Origin of the sequence: Nocardia sp. NPDC057227, assembly GCF_042669725.1 — a bacterium.
GTDB lineage: Bacteria > Actinomycetota > Actinomycetes > Mycobacteriales > Mycobacteriaceae > Nocardia > Nocardia asteroides_A.
In genome coordinates this window covers 202,192-225,562 of record NZ_JBHUXA010000009.1, presented here as the reverse complement: position 1 = coordinate 225,562, position 23,371 = coordinate 202,192, and the positions used below count along the sequence as shown (strand labels likewise).

Below are 23,371 nucleotides of genomic sequence, written 5' to 3'. Positions count from 1 at the left end.
TCGCCAACCTCGGCGGGGTTGCTACACGATCGCCGCTATGGCTCCCGCCCGGCCTCGCGGGCGAGCGCCCTGATCTCCGACACCCGCCGATCAGCCGCTCCGTACTTGGCTTCGAGCTGGGTATGCAGTCGCCGGAATCGCTCGTGTGCCTCCCCGTTGTCGCCCAGGTGCAGCAGGCACTCGGCGAGTCTGCGCTGGCAGTACACGACCTGGTCGTCGTAGGGCCCGCGCTCGGCGGTGAGATCGTCGATGAGCGCGCGGTAGAGCGGGGCCGCCTCGGCATACTCGCCGGATTCGAAGCGGAGCCCGGCGAGCTGGACCCTGGCGTCGACCACGTCGGCATCGCGGGCGCCGAGCAGCGGGACGGCCGCGCGCACGGCGGTCTGCAGGTGCCGGACGGCGGGGTGGTACCGAGATTCGTCGGCCAGGTGCCTGGCCTTTTCGACGGCGCGGTGCAGGTCGCCGCGGCTCAACTCGCCGGTCGGCACCCGCTTCCCGGTGTCGGCGGGTACAGGACTGTCGACTACCCGCGCTGCGGGGTCGAGAGCCGCGGCCAGCCGGGCCGGGGCGTTCACCGCGGCGGCGTACAGCCGGGCGGGGCTGTCGGCATCGTCGACGAGTTCGGCGAGCCCCGCGGCGTGACGCAGGAGTACGGCGTGCACGACGGCGGCGCCGGCCGGCCTGGCCTCCGGCTTCTTCTCCAGCATGCACATGAGCACACCCGCGAGATCGGCGGGGATGCCGGGGCACGCGATGCGGATGTCGGGTGGCGCGGCGGAGACCTGCTCGGTCCACACGCTGAATGCGTTGGCGCCCGCGAACACCCGCTCCCCGGTGAGCAGTTCGTGCAGGATGAGGCCGAGCGCGTACAGGTCGGTCTGCGGCGTGATCTCCCGCGATTCGATCTGCTCCGGGGCCATGAAGGCGGGCGTCCCGATGGTCTGCCCGGTCGAGGTGTAGCGGCTGCGGTCGGCGTCCGGGACGACCGCGAGCCCGAAATCGAGGACCTTGACGGTGCCGTTGTCGCAGAGCATGAGGTTCGACGGTTTGAGGTCGCGGTGGTAGATCCGGTGCCGGTGGGTGGCCGCTAGCACTGCCGCCACCTGCGCGCCGAGCGCCGCGACGACACCGAGGGGCAGCCGCCGATGCCGGGCGAGCACGTCCTCCAGCGTCACCCCGTCGACGAACTCCATCACCAGGAACGGCCGGTGCGGTTCGGTGTCGGTGATGCCGGCGTCGTGGATGGCGGGCGCGCCGGGGTGGCTGACGGTGGCCATCAGCTCGGCCTCGCGCAGGAAGCGCCTGGTCCACTCGCTGTCGGATTCGAGGTCGAGATGGGTCAGTTTGACGGCGACCCGCCGCTTGAGGTTCCGGTCGAAACCTTCGAAGACCTGCCCCATGCCGCCGGCCCCGACCTGGCGGATGAGGTCGTAGCGTCCCCCGACGACCGTCATGGTCACCTCAGTGCCTCGGCCGGGCGCAGCCGACCGGCCGCGAGCCCGCGAAAACCGGCCCGGACCAGCTGCTCCAGTTCGTCCCGGTGCCGCAGCCACTCCTCCTCGAGCGCGCGCAGCCGGACGAAGGCCGCGGCGTACCGGCGCTGCTCGGCCGGGGCGAGCCGCGGCACCGGCACGGCGTAGAGGTTCACGCCACCGGTGCCGTCGACCGCCGCCCGCAGCACGCCCGCGAGGAATTCGGGGTCGAGCACGGCCGGGTCGGCCCTGAGGAGTTCGATCCCGGGGCCGAGCAGCACGTCCTCCCCGCACACCCGGGCGATCCCCTCGGGCACCAGCACGGCGACGTCACCGGCCCGCGCGGTGACCGCTCCCCGCGCCGCCGCGTCGCCCTGCCGCGACGGCGCCCGGCCGAGCCGCACGTCCTTGGCCGTCCACATCGACGCGCCGGTGCCCGTCGCGACGGCCGGCGGCGATTGGCGCACGGAGACCATCTCGGCTTCGACCAGTTCACCCAGCGTGACCGCGCCGAGCGGCTCGGCGGGTGCCAGCTCCGGCGGGGTCGGGTCCGGCCGGTCCAGCAGGCGTGCCCGGAGCGCGGGGTAGTGGTCGGGATCGACAGGGTCCGGCGGGGTCAGATCGATCCGATCGTCGAGCCGGTCGATGCTGTCGACCACGTGCGGCGCCAGTCGCGGATCCGCCGGGTCGGCGCAGAATGCCCGCCAGACCTCCCCGACCCGGGCGACGCCGCCCGCGGCGTCGAGGAGCAGCACGCGGCCCGCACGCTCGCCCGCGGCCTCGGAGAGCACCCAGAGGTCGCGGTCGGCGTCGAGCCCGGTCACAAGCGCGCGCAGCGCGCCGCCGCGCAGCAGCTCCCCGCGCAGCGCCCGCGCCTGTTCCCCCGCCGCGGCGGAGACCGGCAGCGGAACCGCCACCAGCCCGGCGGCCGACACCTGGGTCAGGCACTGGCGAATCCAGGCGGCCGCCCCCTCCGCCGACCGCCAGCGGCTGTCCACGTCGTGCCCGTACAGGCCGGGGTCGTAGCAACCGGCGTCGAAGATCTGCCCGGCGACGTCATCCCACATGCCGAAACCCTCCCACCCGATTCACCGCCACCCCTCGGCTCCGAACGGATCGCCGTCGACCTGCTCCGGCGCACCGGCCGGTGCGAGCACACCGGCGGTCAGCCCGGAAACCATTGTGTCATTGAGTTCTTCGATCGCGGCGGCGGCGCGGCTGGCAGCCGTACGCAACCGGAACATGGTCCGCAGCAGCGTGCCATATCGCCGCTGCTCCGGCAGCGCGAGAACCGGAACGCGCAGCTTGCCCGGGTCGAAGCGGACGGTCGCCGTTCTGGCGGCGGAGCCGTTGCCCGCGAGCAGGAAGCCCGCCAGGAACCAGGGGTCGAGGCGGTCGGGATCGACGCGGAGCGTGTGCAGGTTCGGTCCGCGCACGGCCGCGGTGTCCTCCGGCTCCGCGACCCGCACCGCGTGCCCGTTCAGCCGCTCGGCGCGGCCGAGCGGGACCAGGACGTCGCCCGTCTCGATGCCAGGGTCGTCGGTCGCGGAGTCCTCGCGCTGGGAACGGATCCACCGCAGCCAGCCGTGGTCCGCGAGCTCGCCGATACTCACCTGCCGCCAGCTGCGGCCCGGCCCCTCCAGCCAGTCGCCGAGCGCCGCCTGTAGCGCTCCGAGTTCCGCGGCGGCGGCGGTGGACCGGCGAGTCGCGCTCTCCAGCCGGCTCGTGAGCGCACCGGTGTCGAGCGCGGGGTGGACGTGGCGCGCGGGCGTGAGATCGACGGCCTCGTCCAGCAGATCGATCGCGGCGACCATCGCGGCCGCAGATTCGCCGCCGTCCGTCCGCCACACACCGATCACCCGTTCGGTAATGGCTGCCCAGTCGATGTCCTGACCGGCGGACATCTGCGTCGTGTCCACGAAGAGCACGGATTCGGCGGGACGCGGCTCGGGCAGCGGCCGACGCAATACCCAGATCTGCAGCCCGACCTGCCACGGTGCCGACGCGCCCTGCGGCAGCCCGATCACCGCCCGCAGCACCCCCGCCCGCACCAGCCCGGCCCGGATCTTGCGCCCGGACGTCCGCACCGCGACGGCAGGCGGCAGCAGCACGGCGGCGCTTCCCCCTGGCCGCAGGTGCGCGACCGCGTGCTGCACCCAGGCGAGCTCGGACTCCATCTTGGACGGCAACCCGTACTGCCACCTGGTGTCGAAGGCGAGTTCGGCGGCGCCCCAATCCCGCTGTCCGTAGGGCGGATCGGTGAGCACCGCGTCGGCGAGCAGCTCGGGGAAGGCGTTGGCCCGCAGGCTGTCACCCAACCGGATGTCGATGTCCAGACCGGTCTCTGCGGTCACCGTGAGCCGCGCGCGCTCCACCTGCACGGGCACGCTGTCCTGCCCGCGGAGCTCGGTGGCGCCCTTGTTCGCGGCCGCGAGCAGGAGCGCGCCGCTCCCGCAGGCGGGATCGAATACGGTGCGCGGCGGATCGCCCGGGTCGGTGACCAGCTCCGCCATCAGCGCCGCGAGCGGGTCGGCGGTGCGGTGCAGGCTCGGCGCGAGCTCGTCCTCGAGCGCGCGGTCGGCGAGCGCGTCGACGGCGGCCCGGACACCGTCCGCCCGTCGCACCCGCTCCAACAGGGTGACCGCTCGATCCGCGAGCGCGGGGGCCGCGGCGGCGTCGATTGTCCAGGCACCGTCTGCGGCCCGCAGCCCCCGCATGAGCTGCGTGACCGCCTCCGGCGGCAGGTCCCCGCGCAGCAGCGCCCGCAGCTCGGCGAGCGGCGTCTCGCCGGCATCGATCCGATGCTCGGCCAGCCAGATCCGCACCGCGTCGAGGTCGAAGACGGGCCGCGCTTCGCTGCCGCCGACGGGTTTGGGGAAGTCGGCGTGTCTGCGCCGCCAGTTGCTCACGGTGGCCCGGGTGACTCCCGCGAGCCGGGAGAGGTCGGCAGCGCTGATCGTGGACACGGCTCCCACACTCCGGCATCCGTGAGCGGAAATCAACCACCAAATATTGATTGACAATGTTTTCACGGACTCCCTACAGTCTTATTTGCATTCGCAGTCACTCCGACCACTCCTCCCGGGGGAACCCCATGGCTATCGCCACTCGCACGCTGTCGTCCCTGTTCGCCCTCGGCGCCGCCGCCGCGGTCCTCGCCGCTCCCGCCGCCACCGCCGCACCGCCGTCCGGCTCGGCGGGCGGCTCCTCCGCCAGCGGCTGCGGCCCACGCTCCGCGGCCGACCACCGCTTCCTCGAGGACGCCCACTACGACGACTCCTCCTGCGCCCTGCAGGATTCCGTCATCCAGCTCGCGCACACCAGCTGCAGCTGGCTCGACGCGCGCGGCAACTCGGCGCGCAACCGCATCACCCTGGCCGAGGAGCTCTCGGACGCCGTCGACTACCCGTACACCTTCGTCAAGGCCGCGATCAACGCCTACTGCCCGCGGCACCGGTACTGAGCCGAATCAGGAGAATTCTCATGTCCGACAACCACATCGGCCTGCGCTAGCACGACGGCCTGGATCAGGCGCACGCCGCGGCCGCCGCCGACGCAGCTGCCGCGGGCGCGAGGGTGTTTCCCTGCACCGTGTTCCAGCAGGGCAGGCGCACCATGATCTCGACCTCGTTCCCCTACGCCTTCCTGGCCCGCCAGGTGGTCGCGGAATCGGTGGAGAAGGGCGGCGACCCGGCCAACACCACGAACCGCCCGCTCATGACCGACCACGTCAAGAACATCAACAGCTACGTCCGGCAGAACCGCGCGGACTACATCCTGCCGCCGGTGACGCTCAATGCCAGGCAGCTGCCCGCGCTGCACCTGCCGCGCGGCAACTTCAAGAACCGGCTCGGCTTCATGGTCGTCGGCGACGACGTCCGCTTCTACGTCACCGACGGCCAGCACCGCATCACCGCGATCCGCGGCCACGGCTCCGGCCGCTCGGCCATCCCCGGCCTGGTCGACCTCGAGCAGGGCTTCGAGGACGACAGCCTCGCGGTGCTCATCGTGGTGGAGGAGGATCTCAAGCGGATCCACCAGGATTTCGCCGACGCCGCGCAGACCAAGCAGATCCCGGCCAGCCTGCTCGCCGTCTACAACACCCGCGAGCCGGTGAACGGCGTGCTTGCCGACCTGGTCGACCGCACCCGCTTCTTCCGCGGTCGGGTGGACGCCACCTCGAAGACGCTGCCGAAGGCGTCGCAGGCGGTGTTCCTGCTCAACCAGGTCCGGCAGTTTGTCAAGGAGCTGCTCTTCGCCGACTACGCGCTCTCCGAGGACTCGGTGGCCAGGCAGAGCTCCCGGCTGCTTGCGGACCCGCGGGCCAGGGACGAGCTGGTGGCCGATGCCGTCGCCCTGGTCGAGGCGCTCTCCGAGCACATGGACCCGTGGCGGGAGATCTGCGCGCTGCCCACCAGCGGCGGGCCGGCCAACCAGGTCGCGGACTTCCGCCAGCAGTACGTCAACATGACCGCCACGGGCCTGGTGATCATCGGCCGCGTCGCCTACGAAATCCGCAAGAGCGCGGACCTGGACTGGCGAAAGGACACCTACCGGCGGCTGGCGACCGAGATCGACTGGCGCCGTTCGGGTTCGCTCTGGGCCGGAACCATCCTGTCGCCCGACGGCAAGATCAGCACCCAGCGCGGCCCGGTGCGCGAGGCGGCCGACCGGGTGAAGCACCAGCTCGGCCTGCTCGCCGCCGCCTGACATCCCGCCGAGAGGAACAACGATGACGCTGCCCCCGCGGTGGACGACGATCACCGAGTCCGCCTTCCCGCACGAGCGCTCCGCGCTCGACCGCATCCGCGCCACCATGCCGGACACCGGCCCGTGGCGGGCCTGGTCGAACTTCACCTTCGCGACGGCCGCGGGCAAGCTCTTCGAGATCGACCTGCTGATCGCGGCCCCGGCCGGGCTGCACATGGTCGAGCTCAAGACCTGGAACGGCGAGGTCACCGCCACCCGCGACGGCTGGGTGCAGACCAACGAGTCCGGCGAGCGGATCGCGCACGGCAACCCGCTCGAGCTGACCTGGCACAAGAGCGGGTTGCTCGCCCGCCTCCTGGAGGCGGCGGGCGAACCGGTCTACATCCGAACCCTGGTCGTCTTCGCCGGCCACCAGCCCGTCCTGCACCTGCCGGATCGGGAGTTGCGCTACATCGTCCCGGTCGACGCGCTGATCGACCGACTGGCCCGCCCCGCGCACAATGTCCGCCACCGCATGCCCGACGAGCGCGCCGCCCGGATCGCCGCAGCACTGGAGAACGCCGGAATCATGGCCCCCGACGCCTGGGACCAGCACAATGGGTCGCTGGGGGATCTGACCGGCGGGAAACGCGCCGCTACCTCCGAACGGTACTAAGTTGGACTGCTCGACCGCCCAGAGACCAGGAGCCGCCTCGATGACCTCCGCGCACCCGCGTGCCGACCTGCAAGTGGCCCCCGGCTCGATCGTGGTGGTCCGCGACGAGGAATGGCTGGTGACCTCGGCGGAGCAGGGCTCGGAGGGCTGGTTGCTGCGGGTGCGCGGCCTCTCCGAGCTGGTCGCCGACACCACAGCCACCTTCTATTCCAGCCTGGACGACATCCAGGTCCAGGACCCGGCCGCCGCCGAAATCGTCCCGGACGGCTCCTCCGGCTACCGCGACGCCCGGCTCTGGCTGGAAGCGCTGCTGCGCAAAACACCGTTCCCCTACGGCGACCAGACGCTCACCGTCGCCACCCGTATGCTCGCCGACTCCCTCGGCTACCAGCGCGCGGCCGTGGCGAAAGCGCTCGACCCGCAGCTGATCCGCCCGCGCATCCTGCTCGCGGACGCCGTCGGCCTCGGCAAGACCCTTGAAATCGGCATGATCCTCGCCGAACTGGTGCGCCGCGGCCGCGGCGAGCGCATCCTCATCGTCACGCCCCGGCACGTGCTGGAGCAGATGCAGCACGAGCTGTGGTGCCGGTTCGCGCTGCCCTTCGTGCGGCTGGATTCGGCGGGCATCCAGAAAGTGCGCCAGAAGCTGCCCGCCACCCGCAACCCGTTCACCTTCTACAAACGCGCCATCATCTCCATCGACACCCTGAAGAGCCCCCGCTACAAGGCCCACCTCGAACGCCACCACTGGGACGCCGTCGTCATCGACGAATCCCACAACCTGACCAATACCGGCACCCAGAACAACGAACTCGCCCGAATTCTCGCCCCGAACACCGAGGCCCTGATCCTGGCCTCCGCGACCCCGCACAACGGCCGCGAAGAGTCCTTCGCCGAACTACTGCGCCTGCTCGACCCGACCGCCGTCGCCCCCGACGGCTCGTTCCAGCGCGCCGACGTGCAGACGCTGCTGATCCGTCGCCACCGGCACCACGCCGAGGTGGCCGCCGAGGTCGGCAGCGACTGGGCGGAGCGCGCCGAGCCGGTGCACCGCCTGGTCCGCCCGTCCGGCGCCGAAGACGCGGTGGCGCGGGAACTCTCGCAGGTCTGGCTGCACCCCGAGTCCCGCTCCTCGCCCTACTCCGGCGAAACCAAGGCCCTGTTCCCGTGGACGCTGGCCAAGGCGTTCCTCTCCTCCCCCGCCGCCCTGCGCGAGTCCATCGCCCTGCGCCGCGCCAAACTCGACCCGCGCATCCCCGAGCAGCGCACCGAACTCGACGCTCTCACCAACCTCGCCGACCTGAACGACAAGGCGTTCACCGAGGCCGCGGGCAAGCAGGCCGCGCTGGTCGACCGTCTGAAAGAAATCGGCGTCGGCCCCCGCAGCGACACCCGAGCGGTCGTCTTCGCCGAGCGCATCGCCACCCTGAAGTGGCTCACCGAACAACTGCCGCTCGCGCTGGGCACCAAGCAGGAGAGCGTCGTCATGCTGCACGGCGGCCTCTCCGACGTGGAGCAGCAGAAGATCGTCGACGGCTTCAAACTGGAGACCTCCCCCATCCGCGTCCTGGTCACCGGCGACGTCGCCTCCGAGGGCGTGAACCTACACGCCCAGTGCCACCACCTCATCCACTACGACATCCCCTGGTCGCTCATCCGGATCGAACAGCGCAACGGCCGCATCGACCGCTACGGCCAGCGCCGCCCCCCGGTCATCTCCTCACTCATCCTGGAACCCTCCGACCCCGACTTCTCCGGCGACCTGCGAGTGCTCTCCCGCCTCCTGGAGAAGGAGAACGAGGCACACACCGCCCTCGGCGACGTCGCCTCGCTCATGGGCAAACACAGTGTGAGCGAGGAGGAGTCGGCCATCCGCGACGTCCTCGCCCGCCGCACCGACCTGGACGACCAGGTTCGCACCCTGGACGAAGTCCTGGCCGGCGACGACATCGACGCCCTCTTCGCCGAACTCGACCAGCTCGAGGAGGCCACCCCCGCCCTGCCCGAACTCCCCCGCCAGAGCCTCTACCCCGACGACCTCACCTTCCTCGACGAGGCCCTCCGCGCCGCCTTCAAGGATGTCCCGCACGCCGCCCCCGCCGCGGGCGGCGTCGGCTGGACCGTGCACGAGAACCACGGCATCGCCGAACTCGTCCCACCCCGCGACCTGCGCCAGCGCCTGGCCCAGCTCCCGCAGAACTACCTGCAGCACGGCGGCGTCCTGGAACGCCTCAAACTGGCCACGACCCCGCAGATCGGCAACACCCAGCTGCGCGCCGCCAAGCAGGGCAAAGGCGTGAACAACACCACCTGGCCGGAGGCCCACTTCCTCGGCCCACTGCACCCCGTACTCGACTGGGCGGGCGACCGCGCCCTCAGCGCCCTCGGCCGCAACCAGGTCTTCGCCATCCGCGGAGCCATCGACCACCCCACGGTCCTGCTCATGGGCACCCTCATGAACCGCCGCGGCCAGCTGGTCTCCCGGGTCTTCGCCACCGCCGAATTCCCCATACCCGGCAATCCCGCGTTCGCCCTCGTTCAGATCCACCAGAATCTCGACTTCCTGCTCACCGACACCGGCCTGAAACCCGAGACCGCCAACCCCGGCCCCCTCGACGACGCCGCCGCCCTGCGCCCCCTCATCCCCCGCGCCGTCGAAGAGGCCGCGCAAGCGCTGAAAATAGTCCTGGACCAGCAGGAGAAGACCGCCACCGAACGCCTCGAACACTGGCGGGCCAGAGCGAACCGCTGGTACAGCGCCGCCGAACAACTCGAACTCTTCGGCACCCAGAGATCGAAGGTCGACCGCCTCACCCGGCGCATCGCCGAGGAGCAGCGCCTCGCCGAATCCCTCGCCCCCACCCAGCAGCTGGTGCGCCCCCTGCTGGTGATCGTCCCGGAAAAGGATCAGTGACCGTGCCTTCTTTCGACTCCATCGTCGTCGGCGAGGACTGGATCAGCGAGCACTACTTCACCACCGACTCGGTGAAGGAGTCGTTCCACGGCCGGGTCATGGAGCTGCGCAAAGCCTGGGACGCCGAGGCCAAGGAGGGCCGCGCCACCGTCCGCAGCACCTTCCTCTTCGCGGCCCGCGACCTGCAGACCGGCCTGGCTTCCCTAGCTGAGAACCCTGAAGCCGCTGCCAAGGTGCACGCCGGCGTCCGCGCCGCTTTCGGCCACGACGGCGACCTCGCCGACTTCATCGCCGAACGCGCCGGCGCCGAACTCCGCATCCCCGACGCCCAGCTCCACGGCACCCCGAACGTGCTCTTCCTCCAAGCTGGCGCGGTGGACACCCTGGAAGCGCTCCTAGATCCGGAGACCGGCCGCCTCATCACCCCCGCCACCGAGGATGGCAAGCCGCTGGAGTCCGTCTCCAAGGCGGTCTCCGCCGCATTCCGCTCCGACACCCCGCCAGCCTTCGTTGTGGTCCAGGCCGGCCAGTGGCACCTGCTCGCCGAGGCCCAACGCTGGGCCGAAGGCCGCTATCTCGCCGTCGACCTGCTCGTCGTCACCGAACGCCGCCACGAAGCCCGCGGCGGCGAAATAGACCGCTGTGCTGCCATTTTCGGCCACCAGGCATTGAAGCCGGACGCCGACGGCAGTATCTGGTGGACCGGTGTGCTGGAAGATTCGGTCAAGCACACCATTGGCGTCTCGAAGACCCTGCGCGAAGGCATTCGCCTCTCGATCGAAATCATCGCCAATGAGGTTGTCAACCGCCGCCGTGAACGCGGCCTCATCATGGATGGCATCGACGGCAACGAGCTTGCCAAGCACTCCCTGCGCTTCCTCTACCGTATCCTTTTCCTGTTGTATGCCGAGGCGTCGCCAGAGATGCAGGTGCTCCCTACCGGCGCCGCAGAATACGAAGAGGGCTACGGCCTCAACCGTCTCCGCGAACTTACGCTTACCGAGCTCACCTCCCACCGTGCCCGCACCGGGACGCACCTATACGAGTCGCTCAAAAAGCTCTTCGACTTGGTCGATCGAGGGCACATCCCCACCACACGGGACAACGACGGCTTCACTTCACTCCAGTTCAATCCGCTGCGCGCCGACCTGTTCCTGCCCAAGTCCACGGCTCTCATCGATGAAGTCGGGCTCGGGAACGAAGCCACCCAAGCCGTGCTTGAGCACCTGCTGCTCAGTAAGGAAAGCAAAAGGAGCAAGGGCGCCGACCGCGGCTTCATCAGCTACGCCGAACTCGGCATCAACCAGCTCGGCGCGGTATACGAGGGGTTGATGGCGTACACCGGCTTCTTCGCCGGAGAGGATTTGTACGAGGTCGCCAAGGACGGTAACCCGGAAAAAGGATCCTGGGTCGTGCCGGCCGGCAGGCACGAACACCTCGATCCCGCCGATTTCGTTCGCAAGGAAGATCCAGATACTCACGAACCGAAGCCCGTTGTCCACAAGAAAGGCACCTTCGTCTTCCGCCTCGCCGGACGTGAGCGACAGCAGTCAGCGTCATACTACACACCCGAAATACTCACGAAGTTCGTTGTCTCCCAAGCACTCGACGAACTGCTCGACCAGGACGGCCACCGCACCACCCCAGAGGAAATCCTTCAGCTCACCATCTGCGAGCCCGCCCTCGGCTCAGGCGCTTTTGCCATCGAGGCCGTGCGACAGCTGGCGGGCGAGTACCTGAAGCGCAAGCAGGAAGACCTCGGCCAACTCATCGAGGCCGACACCTACCCGGTCGAACTCCAGAAGGTTAAGGCACACATCGCCCTGCACCAGGTGTACGGCGTCGACCTGAACGCCACCGCCGTCGAACTCGCCGAAATCTCCCTGTGGCTGGACACGATGGTCGCAGGCCTGCAGGCGCCGTGGTTCGGACTACACCTGCGCCGCGGAAACTCCCTCATCGGGACTCGGCGGGCGGTATACCAGCCGGGGCAGCTCGCGAAGAGAGCCTGGCTCAAAGCGTTACCGAAGGACATCCCCCTTGGCGAGGAAATCGGAGCAGGAATCCACCACTTCCTCCTGCCTGCCGAAGGATGGGGAGCGGTCATCGACACCGCCGAGGCGAAGACCTACGCGCCGGAAAAGCGCGAAGAACTGCGGTTATGGCGCAACGAGATCCGAAAGTCGCCATCCAAAGACATCGTCAAACGGCTCGCCAGATTAGCGCAGCGGGTCGAAATATTGTGGAAACTCAGCTTGCGACGACTTATTATCGCCGAATCTGCGATACGGCGTGATCTGCACCTGTGGGGGCGCGAGACAGTCAAGGCTGGGCCTGCTGTCCCTCGCGAACAGATTGAGGCGATGCTGCGCAACGAAAACGGCGCATATGGGCGGATACGTCGAGTGATGGATGCATGGTGTGCGCTATGGTCCTGGCCGGTCATCACTGAGGTGCCCGCACCAGGTTGGGATCAATGGGTCGGCGGACTGGAAGCGATACTCGGCGTTCCACCGAAGGTCGACAAGCTGGAAAGGCACGGCCAAATAAGCATCGGCGCGGATTTGAGTTGGTACGATCTCGATTTTGCCGAGCATACCGACCAGACTTTTGCGCGCGCGATGTCTATGTCTACCGCGCTAGAAACTTTTCCCTGGCTGAAGATCGCCGCACGCATTGCGGTCGATCAGGGCTTCCACCACTGGGAGCTTGATTTTGCTCCGGTGTTGAATTCCGGCGGCTTTGACCTGCAGGTCGGCAATCCGCCTTGGGTTCGCCCGGACTGGAGCGAGGCAGCGGTATTGGCAGAGTTCGATCCTTGGTGGGGGCTTTTCGATAATCAGAAAGTAGAAGAAAAGAACAAGAGGAGAGCGCTGTCTCTGGATTTGGATCTAAATCGCGATCAGATTCTGTACGAACGCTCGGCGCACGCCGGCATGTCCACCTTCCTGGGATCCGCAACAGAATGGCCATTGCTATCGGGCGTCCGCACGGATCTATACCGGTGTTTCATGGAGAAGACGTGGCGTTCTATGTCAAATCTCGGGGCAGTTGGTCTCGTACACCCTGATGGGCACTTTACCGACCCAAAGGCATCAATCCTCCGTAAGGCCTCTTATCGCAAGCTAAGGAGGCACTGGCACTTTAAAAACGAGTTGAAACTTTTCGAAATTGGTAACAAAGAAGAGTTTGCGGTACACGTGTATCGCAAAGCTCCTGGTATAGACTTTCTGCATGCGGCCTCACTGTATCAACCCGACACCGTCACGCGCTCTTTAGACCACGATGGATCTGGCGACACTCCCGGCGTCAAGGATCCTGCAGGACAATGGGACATCCGTCCTCATCGTAACCGAATAATACGCGTCACGGTCGACACTCTCCAAAGTTGGGCTACGATGTTGGATGAATCTGACGCCGAGGCGGCGCGCATGGTTTACCTCATAGACCGAGCAAGCATTGATGTGCTCATCAAGCTATCTACAGCACCCCGACTTTCACAGCGAATCCTCGATTCCACGCCAGGATGGAATGAAACCAATGGCCGCGAAGCCGGCCGGTTCCATCGAGAATCACGTGTACCGCAATCATGGCAGGAAACCATCCTCCAAGGATTTCAAATTTCGACTGCCAACCCCTTATATAAACAACCCAACACAACGATGGCGAGCAATCGGGACACGACGGAAATCCCACTAGATCGCATGTCAGATAGCTTTATTCCACGAACTTCCTATCAATTATCGATACCTTATGAGCAGTATATAAGAAGTTATTCACACTGGAATGGTGTGCCCACCTCTGAATACTTCAGACTATCTTGGAGAGAGATGTCGAAGACGGGTAACGCCAGAACACTGCAGGCCGCAATATTGTGCCCCGGACCACAGCATTTGTTGACCATAAACTCTGCGAAATTGGACTGGCACGATCTCGCGATAGCTGCAGGATTCGCATCGTCGTTGATAGCGGACTATCTCATGAAGGTGTCCACCAAGGGGCACATAAATACAACTGCTCTAGGGCGGATACCTCACGTTCGCGACCACAAACTAGAGTCAAAGATCATACTACGCGCCCTGCGGCTAAATTGTCTCATCCGAGAGTATGCACCTCTCTGGGAGAGTGAATATAACCCATCGTGGATGAAAGACTCCTGGACATCGCCGGAAGACGGCAGATTTTCCCGTCGCGAGCCCATCGGAGAAGTCACTCGATCTTGGAGCCCGTCCATCCCACTACGTCGAGCAGGGGACCGCCGACAGGCTATCATCGAGATTGACGCTATTGTCGCTGTCATGCTCGGCATATCGGCCGACGAGCTTGTGGGCATCTATACGTCACAGTTTCCGGTGCTCCGAAAGTACGACCGAGAAACTCTGTACGATAATCAAGGACTTCAACTTCCGGCAAAAATCGCCTCGACGCTTAGAAGAACCCCGAGCCCGCACCATACCGATTTCACAGAGAACGGCATCGTCTACGCCGCACCATTTTCTGCTCTCAGTCGCGAATATGACATGAGAATAGCACACGGACATTTCACAAAAATCACAGCAGACGGGGTTTGAGGGCTCGTAATTTATCTTAACAGTAATACTGAACGGGCCCGGCCGGACTCTAGAATTCATATATACATGAACACCGGACGTTCGCCCTGATTAATACGAACCACATTGCTTCCACGTCGAGCAGCGCCAACGTCGGCGCGCTCCGTTGCGACACGAATCAGCCGGTCGGGTCGGGCAACGCATCCCTTCATGCTGCCCGCCCGCCGACACCGAAACTGTCAGGAGCGGTCGAACTCTCCGTGCCGCGCACCGGAGAGGAAGGCGGTCCACGCCGATGAGGTGAACACCAGGGCACCGCGACCGGGATTCTTCGAGTCGCGGACGCCGACCAGCCCAGTGTCGAGGTGAGCGACCTCGACGCAGTCTTTGCCGGCCGAACTGCGGGCGCTCTTGAACCACCGCGCACCGGACAAGTCAACGGACACAGTCGTACTCCTTCGCTACCTGCCGCAGCAGACGTTTGGTACTTGGAACGTCCAACGCTACCTGCTGCATCACCGTCATCGCAGCTCGATAGCGGCACACGGATGCGTCGCGCTCAAGATAGATGTCGCCCGCGTAGCTCTCGGCGTAGACCACCGGAGGCTCCAACGTCCGGCCGTCTCGATCACTGGCGAAGTCGAGGATCGTGAAGGGACCTGAAGAGGTTCCCAGCGGAAATCCTGCGCCGAATGGGAGCAAGTTCACCCGGACATTCGGCGGCAGGCCTGCCAGGTGCCGCAACTGCGCTGCCATGACGCGTGGGCTGCCCACCACTCTCCGGATGACCGCTTCGTCCAACATGAGCACGGCGGTCATCGGCGCGAGGTCGCGAGTGATCAATCTCTGTCTCTTGCGTCGGATATGCACCCGTCTCTCGATCTCCTCCGGGGTGTCAGTCGGGAAGTAGGTCCGGTCCAGCGCCCGCGCATACTCTGGAATCTGAAAGAGTCCGGACAACATGTCCGGTCGATAGCCGGTGAGTGACGAGGCGGCAGCCTCCATCTGCAGATACGCATTGAACGTCGGATGCACCTGGTCGGAGTACTCGTCCAACCACAACGGTGTCTTCCCCTGCGCCGCCAGCGACTTCAACACCGGCAACATATCCGCCCGCTGATACAACTGACATAACCGCCGCAGATCCGCATCCCGCACGACGACATTCGGCGCCCCGGTCTCCAACCGGTGCAACGTCCCCGCCCCGCGTCCGATCGCCCGCGCCGCCACCTCGATCGACAACCCCGCCTCCTGCCGCATCCCGCGCAGACACCGCCCCAAGCTGCGATGTGGAACGCCCCCGGTCCCCCGAATCCCCGCGCTGAGCTGGCGATCATCAGCACCGGCAACCCGCTCCCCCATCCTGTTTGCTCCCCTCTGTGGAATATCCGTCCACACGATATGGAATATCGCCGAAAACATTGTGGAAGAACAATTTTCGGCCGTCTGGAAACTATTCTGCCGGGTCGCTGGAAGATGTCCAGGGCATTCGCGAGTTTCTTCCGGGAATTTCCATCGGAGCATTCCCCGCGGCCCGTCTCCGGTGCTCTGCTGACCCGGCCGGGCTGCCCCGCCCGCCCCCATTCGATCCGCGGAGGGCACATGACCAACGCACTACCGCGCCGGATTCCGTTCCCCCGGTCGCGCGCACCGTACCGGGCCGTCCCGGCCCCCGTACTCGCTCGCTACGCCCGCGCGCTGCGGCAGTGGGCCGCCGCACCCGAACGTCCCGGAGGCGGGGTGCCCACTCCCCCGCCTCCGGTGACTCTCACCGAGGCGCTCTCGTGGATCGACTGACCCGCTACCGGGTCGATGTCCACTGCTGCGGCCCGCGCTGGCTCATCCACGTGCCGTCCGTCGCGCGGTGGACCATCACCGGGGAGAAGGCCGCGATCCGGGCCACCGCCCAGCGCATGATCGTCGCCATCACCGGGCGGCGCGCGGAATCGGTTGAGCTGGATCTGGTCGCGGGGCGGGCGTTGCGCAGCGTCGAGGAATTCACGGCGGTGCACTCGGTGCGGACGCGGTGGAATCGGATCGGGTAGTGGGCGCGCGACGGTGCCCGGCTCACCGATCAGACGGAGGTCACCGCCTCGCGTCGAGATCGCGCAGAGCCATGGTCGAGTTCGATGTCACCGACCGGACGAGCCCAGATCGTCAGCGGACTGCTGATCGGCTGCCTGTAGCCTGCCGATCGCCGCGAGGAAGGTGTCGTGTTGATCGCGGGCGATGGCGATGTGTTGCCCGAGGCGCTTCACCGCCGAATCATGGGTGTCGTCCGGGCCGCCGGCGACGGCCTTGGCCTCTAGCTTCTGGCGGATCGTTTGAGCGGACGGGAGAGTCCCCCAGCCGGTGAGGTGATCGAGATACGCGGCTTCACGCTTCTGCTGTTCGAGAGCGGTGATGTATTGGTCGACTACGTCTGCGAGCGCTTGCCCGACTCCCTGGTCGAGCCTCAACTCCCCGTTGATCGCCTGCTGTTTCAGATTGCGCCAGTGTGCTGCTTGACTGTCGGTCATGGTGAACGCCTCGGTCGATCAGCGGGGTAGGTGGGGCTCCAGGGCAGCCGCGTAGCGGCCCGCCATGTCGCAGAGGTCACCGACGCGCGGACCTTCGGTACTCAACCAGGCCGCATTCACCTCGAACATGCCCTGCCCAGCCTCGAACGAGACATAGCAGCTGTCCGGGTCGTTCCTCTCGGTCGAGACCAACCCTCGATGGGAGTTGACTGTGGTCTCCCGGAGCACGGTCACCGATTCCTTCTTGTACACCTCATCCAGCAGATGGCTGGTCGAGAACACTGCGACTCGGCGTTTGCCGGAGCCGTATCGGTCGTCCAGCGGCGCCCAGTTGCAGACCCGCCAAGTCGACACCCCGGTCGGGGGATCGGTGGTGATGCTTTTGGTGGCCGGATCGAGCCCGGCCTCTCGCAGCGATTCATCCGACAGCGCACCGCGGCACGGATTGAACACCTCGATCTTGTCCGGATCCCGCACGGTCGTCGTCGGCCCCGCCGACCCCTCACCCCCGGTACAGCCGGTGAGCGCGGCTATGCCGGCGAGCCCGCACAGCACAGCTCGATAGACGACGGTCTTCAGCACAACCACACCCCTGTCGTTCGCTAACGAGACCCACGCCCGTCAGATTGATTGGACGCGAGGTAACCGCTCTCGGTTCCACCGACCATCGAATCACGGCTATCCGGACGCCACCTGTGTGTGGCGACGCCGCGAGGCGAGCACGACGGGCAACCGGGGTCGCACACCGCTCCGATGTCGGGATTCGTGGACCTTCTTGAGCACAGTCAGCGGGCACGAAGGCGGGGGCCACCGCTACGGCATCGAGGCAGACAGGCGATGATGAGAGCGCGAGCACGGCAACGTTTTCGGCGTCAATCGGGTGTAGGAACCGTGATCATCACCGACAGCGGCCGCGCCCGTCCGCATCGGCACGCCGAACCCGCAGGTCAAACCCTCACATCACGACTTTGCCGGAGCCCTGCAGCGGTCGCCAAGCTGCGGTCGGACTCCAGCAGGTCATCTCGATACGCGCAGATGCCGACACGCTCAGTTCCGTACCGCCCAGTCCGGCCGCACGGTGCCACGCCCCTTGGCCGTGCACCTGCCCAGGTCCGCCCTTGGACCGTTTTCAGACAACTTCTTGACAGTAATGAAAGCTTGCGACAAGCTTGCAAGAGGTGTTGCCGTTTAGGAGGATGTCTGTGACTGCAATCGAAGAGGTCGGAAGCGTTCAACTTGGTCGACGGCTAACGCAGCTCCGCGAACAGGCCGGATGGAAGCAGGCGGACCTGGCAAAGCAGGTGACCTGGAGCGCGACCATGCTGTCGAGGATTGAGTCAGGCGACCGCACAGTCTCGGAAGACGAGTTGAACGCACTGCTCGCGGCAATCGGGACGGACGACGCGAATCTGCTGGCCGAAGCGCTTGGCCGTACTTGGTCGATCCTTCCCCGTCCAGCGCTCAACCATTCTGATCAGAACTTACTATGGGAAGCAGACCAAGTTGCGTCCTCGCTCAGCGAGTTGACGATACAGCCGAATATTCGGCCCGCTTTCGAGCGGCGACTTCGCGAGTACGTTGAAGAGATTAGGAACACGGCAGCACTACTACTGCGCCGACAACACGATATCGCCTTCATCGGGAGCATCGGTATCGGCAAATCAACCGCCCTCTGCAAAGCGACTGCTCTCGAAGTGTTCACTCCATTGGGGATCGCACAACCCGTGCTTGAGACCGGCGCTGGCGGCATCACGTTGTGCGAAGTTCATCTCCGCATCGGTCCCGGCTTCGGTGTTGTAGTGGAACCGCGCACACACGATGACATCCGGGTTGACGTCGAAGACTTTGCCGATCAACTGATTTCAACACGCGGCAAGGGGACGGAGGGAAACGAGAAGGTTGAATTCCGCCAAGCCGTACCGCGTGAGATCGAACGTGCGATACGGAACATGACAGCCCTACAGACCACTCGCACAAAGGGGGCCGACGGAAAGACACACCGCTCCGATCCTGCCAAGGCCCTAGCCGAGTCAGCCCCTTCGAAGCGAGAGCTTGTGGTCGAGGTGTTGACGCGAATGGCACTGCACACCAGGGATCGACGTGATGTCTGGTTCGATACCAATGATGCATCCGAACCGCTCGAATGGTTGAAGCAGACCTTCGAGCAGATCAACAACGGCCGTCATCCAGAATTCTCGCTCCCACGACGGATCGATCTCGTGGTTCCTCAACTTTTCGATGAAACAACAGGTCTGACGGTCAACGCGATCGACACCCGAGGAATCGATCAGCCAACCGCTCGAGGTGACCTTGAGGCACATCTGGAGGATCCACATACAGTGACCGTCTTGTGCTCCGGGTTCAACGATGCGCCCGAGCAATCAATACACCATCTGATCGAGAGAGCGAGCGAGATAGGCAACCCTCAGATCAGCACGCACTGTTCGATACTTGTACTCGCACGATCAGGCGAAGCGCTCGCAGTAAAAGACGAAGCGGGAATCCCTGTCGATACTGCAGACGAAGGGTACGACCTTAAAGGTGAACAGATCGAAAACGCGCTGAGTCGGTACGACCTCTCAGAGCTGCCCACCTTCTTCTATAACGCAAAGGAAGAAGACCCTGCTCGCCTTCGGAAATTCCTACTGGGTCGAGTTGCCGACACTAGAGATGAATTCCGGCGCAAGCTTACAGCGCTACTTGAAAACGCCCGGAATCTGATCGACAACGCCGAGCAGGAGCAAGTCCGTGAAGTTCAGCGGGCAGCTAGCCACCATGTGCGGATTTGGATCGAGGAAAATCAACAGACCACGCGGAGGTCCGGACACATCGAAGACTCTTTGCTGAAGGAAGTTGCAGCGGCACACGCGAGTTCGGTTCACGCAGCCGCCAGGCGTTTTGGCGAGTGGCGATCGTTGAGTTACGGGCATCAACTCGGTTACGGCGCTCGACGCTTGGCAGTACTCACACTGCGTGACTCAGTCAAGGGATTCGACACGATATGTGGGACACTCTCGAAGTCGATGCCGGAGGCCGAAGAGCTCCTCACACATGCAGCACGACTGATGGCTCATACCTATGAGGATCTACTTAAAAAGATGCAAGTCTCAGGCACGGCACTCTACCGCGGACAGTTACAGAACGACGTCGAACTCTGGAACACGTGTATAGATGCCTGGGGTCAGGGCTCTGGTTACCGCGACACCGTGACACAGCTGAGCAAAGCCTGGTTCCAAGATCCAAACCGACGCGCGCTCGAGGCCGAACTTTGGGCCACGATAGATCGCGAGTGGGCAACTCTTCTCCAGCGCGTAGAAGCGATCTTCGAGACTGACTGACGCAGGGTTATTTTAGAGGTAGCCCCGCTGCCGGACCGCCACCTCGGCCGCAGCTTGAATAATCGCGACCTACTCCTTCTCGGTCTGCCCCTTCGGAGAGATGACGTCAAGCTCCGCGAGCAGGTCGCTCAACTACGTGAAGTTGACGATCTTGCCTGCGAATACGTTCGCTGGAAGAGGGCCGACTGGCTGCTCGGCTCACCATTTGGCACTGTCCACAGAATGACCGACATTGCCGATTGCACTATTCGCCTAAGATCGCGATCGCTGCCACAACGTGTACCGAAATTGAAGGGACCTACACCGTTGACGAGTCGTAGATCTTTTTTCAAGGCTGCTGTTGCGTCAGGGATCAGCGCAGCGGCTGCGGCTCCCGGAGCAGCCGGATGCGGTCCCGCCGCCGCGGCGGGCGGATCGGCAATCGTACGCACCGTCGCTAACACCGCAGCTACCGCATATGCCCTCGAGTTGGCGACTAAAGCGGCCGACGGCACGCCATCTTTTGTTAAATCGCTCGTCGATGAGATGAAATCTTTGACCAATAGCGCCTCCGTCATTGGCGCCTACATCGACATCGCGATTCCCGACACTCAGCTCAAAGTACTTGTTTCTGCGATGCACAACAATGAGGACGGAGAAGGAATCTTCTCGACTACGCTGCATCACTTGAAGCGGGGCTCCTCAATTCGAGTACCCAGCATCCTGCAACTTGGCATCAACCTGATGTGCTTGAATCTAGCTGGAGCGGAAGTCAATGAAGTGGCACTAAGCACGCCCGCGTCACTGAATTTGAATCAAGGCGAGCTCGAATACCTCAGAGACCGGAATTCCATCTACTCGTACGATCCGCTGTCCAGCACCGACGAACTAGACAAGCAGGGAATCTACCAGGCCAGCACCGTGTATGAGCGACAAATTCGCGTCTCGTGGTTTCCGTCCGACAAGCCGTCACAGAAGTGCAATCTCCTCATTCAGAAAGGCGAGGACGTCGCGGGTCGTGAGCCCTCCTGGGATTACGAGGCGGCTTTTGCGATTCCCTATCGGTACATTTTTGAAAAGATCGACACCACGAATGAAGAACTGTAGTCGCAGTTGAAGTCCATGAGCCGTTTCAACCTTAAAGGGTACTTGTCGCGTCATATCTTGCAATCAGCCCAGCGGATCGTCCTTCCAGGGATCGCCGTAGATCTCGTAGGGATCGCCGAGTTCACGTAACCGCGCCAGCCCCGCCTCGGTGATCTCAGCTCGCAAGATCTCGCTGCGATACACCTCGCTCTCAGGCAAATCCAGATAGCCGATATGCCCATCGAAACCGTGCGCGATACGTGAGATCGACTCCTCGATCGAGAGGTTCCAAGGAGTCCAAGGTCTGATCGGAGCAGTGAACGAGCCGAAACGGATAAGACCCCTTTCGCCCAAGCTGCGTATAGTATCCAGGACCAAGTCACGGCTGAAGTTCTCCGGCTCTAGCTTGGCCAGAACTACGTGAAAATCGTTGAGCGGCGTCCAGTCATCGGAGATCGTGCAGAGAAGAAAGTTCTCAGACTTCTTGTTCATCACGGAACATGAACCTTTCGCACACGGGAAGAGTTCGGGTACTTGATCTCAATTGTCGCCCCGCCGCTGGTACTCGACTCGCGGAGATTGATCTCGGTGCCATCCGGCAGTTCAGTTGTCTGACCAGGAAAATTGGTTCCAGTAATGGGCTGGCTATTGCGGGTAAGTTCATCGAAAAGGGAACGTATCTCCTCCTCGGTCTCCATCTGTCGATTGGGGGCGTTCGCCCCCTGTCAGTGCGACTCAAAAGGATTTCTTGCACTTCCTCGCTGTTCGTCGGACCGGAAGCAGGAACCGGCGTACCACTGCCACCTTCGACGGCGTCGGAATCATCATCGAGGAATACGCGCATGCCTATGATGGCGGCCAGCCCTGTTCCAACCTCGGTGAGCCTGGGAATGCCATCGAACGCAGAAACAGTAACGTAGGCGGTAGCAGTGGCTGCACTGAGCCCGACCAGCTCGAGCTACCTGGTGGACACATAGGTGGTACGAATCGCGTTGACCGCGTTCGCTATCAACGCCACCGTCCCACCCGAGGCCGCCACCGCACTGGCCCCGAAGGTGAAGAACGCCGTCGCGACACCGATGACCACCGTGGCAGCGATCGCCGCGGCGGCCGTCGTCACATCGGTCGAGATCTGATCACGGATCTTCTCGGTCCCGTTGTGGTAGGCCGTGACTCGCTTCGACAGCTCCATCGACGTCGACGTGAGCTGGGTGGCGGCACTGTGCAGGAGTCGAAGTGCCGGAGGATCGGATCGAGGTTGGGGTCCTGCATACTGTCGAACATCGTTTTGATCGCGGCGATCCCGGCGGGGGCGCCGGTGATCGTCGTATTCGCCGCGAAGTTCGCCCAGCCGTCTTTCGCTTTCGAGAGGTCGGAGACATTGCCGTTGGGGAGCTTGCCGAACGCTTCGATGATCTTGTCGGCGAAGAGGTCGAAGAGGCCCTCGCTGTCGGCGTCGTCGCGGCTGGTGCCGAGGCCGTTGTCGCCCACCGCGCTGGGCAGCGCCACCCGGTGCTGCTCGAGTTCTCCCACAGCCGGGCGGGCCGGTGCGGGATTGCTGCGGTTGTTGATGCCGTGGTTGTAGCCGAAGGCGGCGATGACGTAGCCGAGGTTCGACAGGGCATCGGCCATATTGGTGCAGGTCTGCAGGGTGCTGGTAGAGATGGCGTCGTAATCGCTTCCCCACTCGCGGCAACCGGGTGCGTCACCGGCCATACCGCCGCAGTCGTTCTTCAGGACCGCGTGCAGCGGAGCGTCGGCCCGCCGGATCTCACCGGCCAGATCGTGGCACTTCTGGGCCGCCTCGTAGTACACCTGCCAGTCGATGAGCTGGCTCATTCGCCGGTGACCATCCGCCGATTCAGGTCGTTGGCGCGGGTGTAGCGGCCGTGCATGGTGCGGGCGGCGTCGCTCATGTCCCGCAGACCGGTGACGAACTCGCGGGCGCCCGCGGTCCACTGGGTGTGGGCGTCGGCGTAGGCCGCTGCGGCGCGCCCCTCCCAGCCGGTGCCGGTGAGGGTGGCGATCTTGTCGTCGATGTCGTCGAGATTGTCGGCGATGAAGCCGGCGAGGCCGGAGAGGCGCGCGACGATACTGTCGAGTTCTTCCAGATTCACCGAAAACTGTGAACTCAAGCCGCACCCCGCA

Annotated in this window: 20 protein-coding genes; 9 read left to right on the top strand and 11 right to left on the bottom strand. The window is 64.8% G+C overall.

The features are described 5' to 3' along the window. Positions 1-35 precede the first annotated feature (35 nt). The 3 genes from ACFUJ1_RS15685 to ACFUJ1_RS15675 are packed head-to-tail and all read right to left on the bottom strand — an operon-like array spanning position 36 to position 4,438. Entirely contained in the window at positions 36-1,454 is a 1,419-nt protein-coding gene (locus ACFUJ1_RS15685; protein WP_378646046.1) for a protein kinase, read from the bottom strand. A 2-nt stretch (positions 1,455-1,456) separates the two neighbouring features. Then, a complete protein-coding gene (locus tag ACFUJ1_RS15680; protein WP_378646044.1) occupies positions 1,457-2,539 on the bottom strand; it encodes a hypothetical protein in 1,083 nt (360 codons plus the stop codon). A gap of 21 nt (positions 2,540-2,560) precedes the next feature. Continuing rightward, the gene (locus ACFUJ1_RS15675; RefSeq protein ID WP_378646042.1) at positions 2,561-4,438 is read right to left on the bottom strand and encodes an N-6 DNA methylase; all 1,878 of its coding nucleotides are present in this window, start codon (positions 4,436-4,438) and stop codon (positions 2,561-2,563) included. Between the two features lie 128 nt (positions 4,439-4,566). Between ACFUJ1_RS15675 and ACFUJ1_RS15670 the strand changes: the two genes are divergently transcribed. From ACFUJ1_RS15670 to ACFUJ1_RS15650, 5 genes are all read left to right on the top strand, one after another. Continuing rightward, positions 4,567-4,935 (top strand): DUF732 domain-containing protein, encoded by a 369-nt coding sequence (locus ACFUJ1_RS15670; protein WP_378646040.1) that lies wholly within the window; start codon positions 4,567-4,569, stop codon positions 4,933-4,935. A gap of 113 nt (positions 4,936-5,048) precedes the next feature. Then, positions 5,049-6,182, top strand: a complete 1,134-nt coding sequence (locus tag ACFUJ1_RS15665) for a DNA sulfur modification protein DndB (RefSeq protein WP_378646038.1) — start codon at positions 5,049-5,051, stop codon at positions 6,180-6,182. A gap of 22 nt (positions 6,183-6,204) precedes the next feature. Then, positions 6,205-6,837, top strand: coding sequence for an NERD domain-containing protein (locus ACFUJ1_RS15660; protein ID WP_378646036.1), 633 nt, complete (start codon positions 6,205-6,207; stop codon positions 6,835-6,837). 40 nt (positions 6,838-6,877) lie between these two features. Continuing rightward, a complete protein-coding gene (locus ACFUJ1_RS15655) occupies positions 6,878-9,751 on the top strand; it encodes a helicase-related protein (RefSeq protein ID WP_378646034.1) in 2,874 nt (957 codons plus the stop codon). A 2-nt stretch (positions 9,752-9,753) separates the two neighbouring features. Beyond that, entirely contained in the window at positions 9,754-14,322 is a 4,569-nt protein-coding gene (locus ACFUJ1_RS15650) for an Eco57I restriction-modification methylase domain-containing protein (protein WP_378646032.1), read from the top strand. A 218-nt stretch (positions 14,323-14,540) separates the two neighbouring features. Here the strand turns inward: ACFUJ1_RS15650 and ACFUJ1_RS15645 are convergent, their stop codons facing one another. Continuing rightward, on the bottom strand, positions 14,541-14,747 hold the full coding sequence (locus ACFUJ1_RS15645) for a DUF397 domain-containing protein (protein WP_378646030.1): 207 nt from the start codon (positions 14,745-14,747) through the stop codon (positions 14,541-14,543). After that, positions 14,737-15,663, bottom strand: coding sequence for a helix-turn-helix domain-containing protein (locus tag ACFUJ1_RS15640; protein WP_378646111.1), 927 nt, complete (start codon positions 15,661-15,663; stop codon positions 14,737-14,739). Before ACFUJ1_RS15640 ends, ACFUJ1_RS15645 begins: the two co-directional genes overlap by 11 nt. A 422-nt stretch (positions 15,664-16,085) precedes the next feature. Here ACFUJ1_RS15640 and ACFUJ1_RS15635 point away from each other — a divergent pair, with 422 nt between their 5' ends. After that, on the top strand, positions 16,086-16,346 hold the full coding sequence (locus tag ACFUJ1_RS15635) for a hypothetical protein (protein ID WP_378646028.1): 261 nt from the start codon (positions 16,086-16,088) through the stop codon (positions 16,344-16,346). Between the two features lie 87 nt (positions 16,347-16,433). On the opposite strand, the gene ACFUJ1_RS15630 is transcribed toward ACFUJ1_RS15635, so the two are convergent. Together ACFUJ1_RS15630 and ACFUJ1_RS15625 are read right to left on the bottom strand one after the other, a co-directional pair. Further along, positions 16,434-16,820, bottom strand: a complete 387-nt coding sequence (locus ACFUJ1_RS15630; protein WP_378646026.1) for a hypothetical protein — start codon at positions 16,818-16,820, stop codon at positions 16,434-16,436. Positions 16,821-16,838: 18 nt separating this feature from the next. Then, on the bottom strand, positions 16,839-17,402 hold the full coding sequence (locus tag ACFUJ1_RS15625; protein WP_378646024.1) for a DUF3558 domain-containing protein: 564 nt from the start codon (positions 17,400-17,402) through the stop codon (positions 16,839-16,841). Positions 17,403-18,022: 620 nt separating this feature from the next. Here ACFUJ1_RS15625 and ACFUJ1_RS15620 point away from each other — a divergent pair. Together ACFUJ1_RS15620 and ACFUJ1_RS15615 are read left to right on the top strand one after the other, a co-directional pair. After that, complete coding sequence (locus tag ACFUJ1_RS15620) at positions 18,023-20,158, top strand: helix-turn-helix domain-containing protein (RefSeq protein WP_378646022.1); 2,136 nt, start codon at positions 18,023-18,025, stop codon at positions 20,156-20,158. A gap of 222 nt (positions 20,159-20,380) precedes the next feature. After that, on the top strand, positions 20,381-21,244 hold the full coding sequence (locus tag ACFUJ1_RS15615) for a hypothetical protein (RefSeq protein WP_378646020.1): 864 nt from the start codon (positions 20,381-20,383) through the stop codon (positions 21,242-21,244). A gap of 63 nt (positions 21,245-21,307) precedes the next feature. On the opposite strand, the gene ACFUJ1_RS15610 is transcribed toward ACFUJ1_RS15615, so the two are convergent. Both ACFUJ1_RS15610 and ACFUJ1_RS15605 read right to left on the bottom strand, forming a co-directional pair. Further along, complete coding sequence (locus ACFUJ1_RS15610; RefSeq protein WP_378646018.1) at positions 21,308-21,718, bottom strand: hypothetical protein; 411 nt, start codon at positions 21,716-21,718, stop codon at positions 21,308-21,310. Beyond that, positions 21,715-21,921, bottom strand: a complete 207-nt coding sequence (locus ACFUJ1_RS15605; protein ID WP_378646016.1) for a hypothetical protein — start codon at positions 21,919-21,921, stop codon at positions 21,715-21,717. The genes ACFUJ1_RS15610 and ACFUJ1_RS15605 overlap by 4 nt, the downstream gene beginning before the upstream one ends. 294 nt (positions 21,922-22,215) lie before the next feature. Between ACFUJ1_RS15605 and ACFUJ1_RS15600 the strand changes: the two genes are divergently transcribed. After that, positions 22,216-22,359 carry a hypothetical protein gene (locus tag ACFUJ1_RS15600; protein WP_378646015.1) on the top strand — a complete coding sequence of 48 codons (144 nt, stop codon included), beginning with the start codon at positions 22,216-22,218 and terminating at the stop codon, positions 22,357-22,359. On the opposite strand, the gene ACFUJ1_RS15595 is transcribed toward ACFUJ1_RS15600, so the two are convergent. Together ACFUJ1_RS15595 and ACFUJ1_RS15590 are read right to left on the bottom strand one after the other, a co-directional pair. Next, positions 22,340-23,062, bottom strand: a complete 723-nt coding sequence (locus tag ACFUJ1_RS15595; RefSeq protein ID WP_378646013.1) for a hypothetical protein — start codon at positions 23,060-23,062, stop codon at positions 22,340-22,342. The genes ACFUJ1_RS15600 and ACFUJ1_RS15595 overlap by 20 nt on opposite strands. Beyond that, on the bottom strand, positions 23,059-23,340 hold the full coding sequence (locus ACFUJ1_RS15590) for a WXG100 family type VII secretion target (protein WP_378646012.1): 282 nt from the start codon (positions 23,338-23,340) through the stop codon (positions 23,059-23,061). The genes ACFUJ1_RS15595 and ACFUJ1_RS15590 overlap by 4 nt, the downstream gene beginning before the upstream one ends. Positions 23,341-23,371 lie beyond the last annotated feature (31 nt).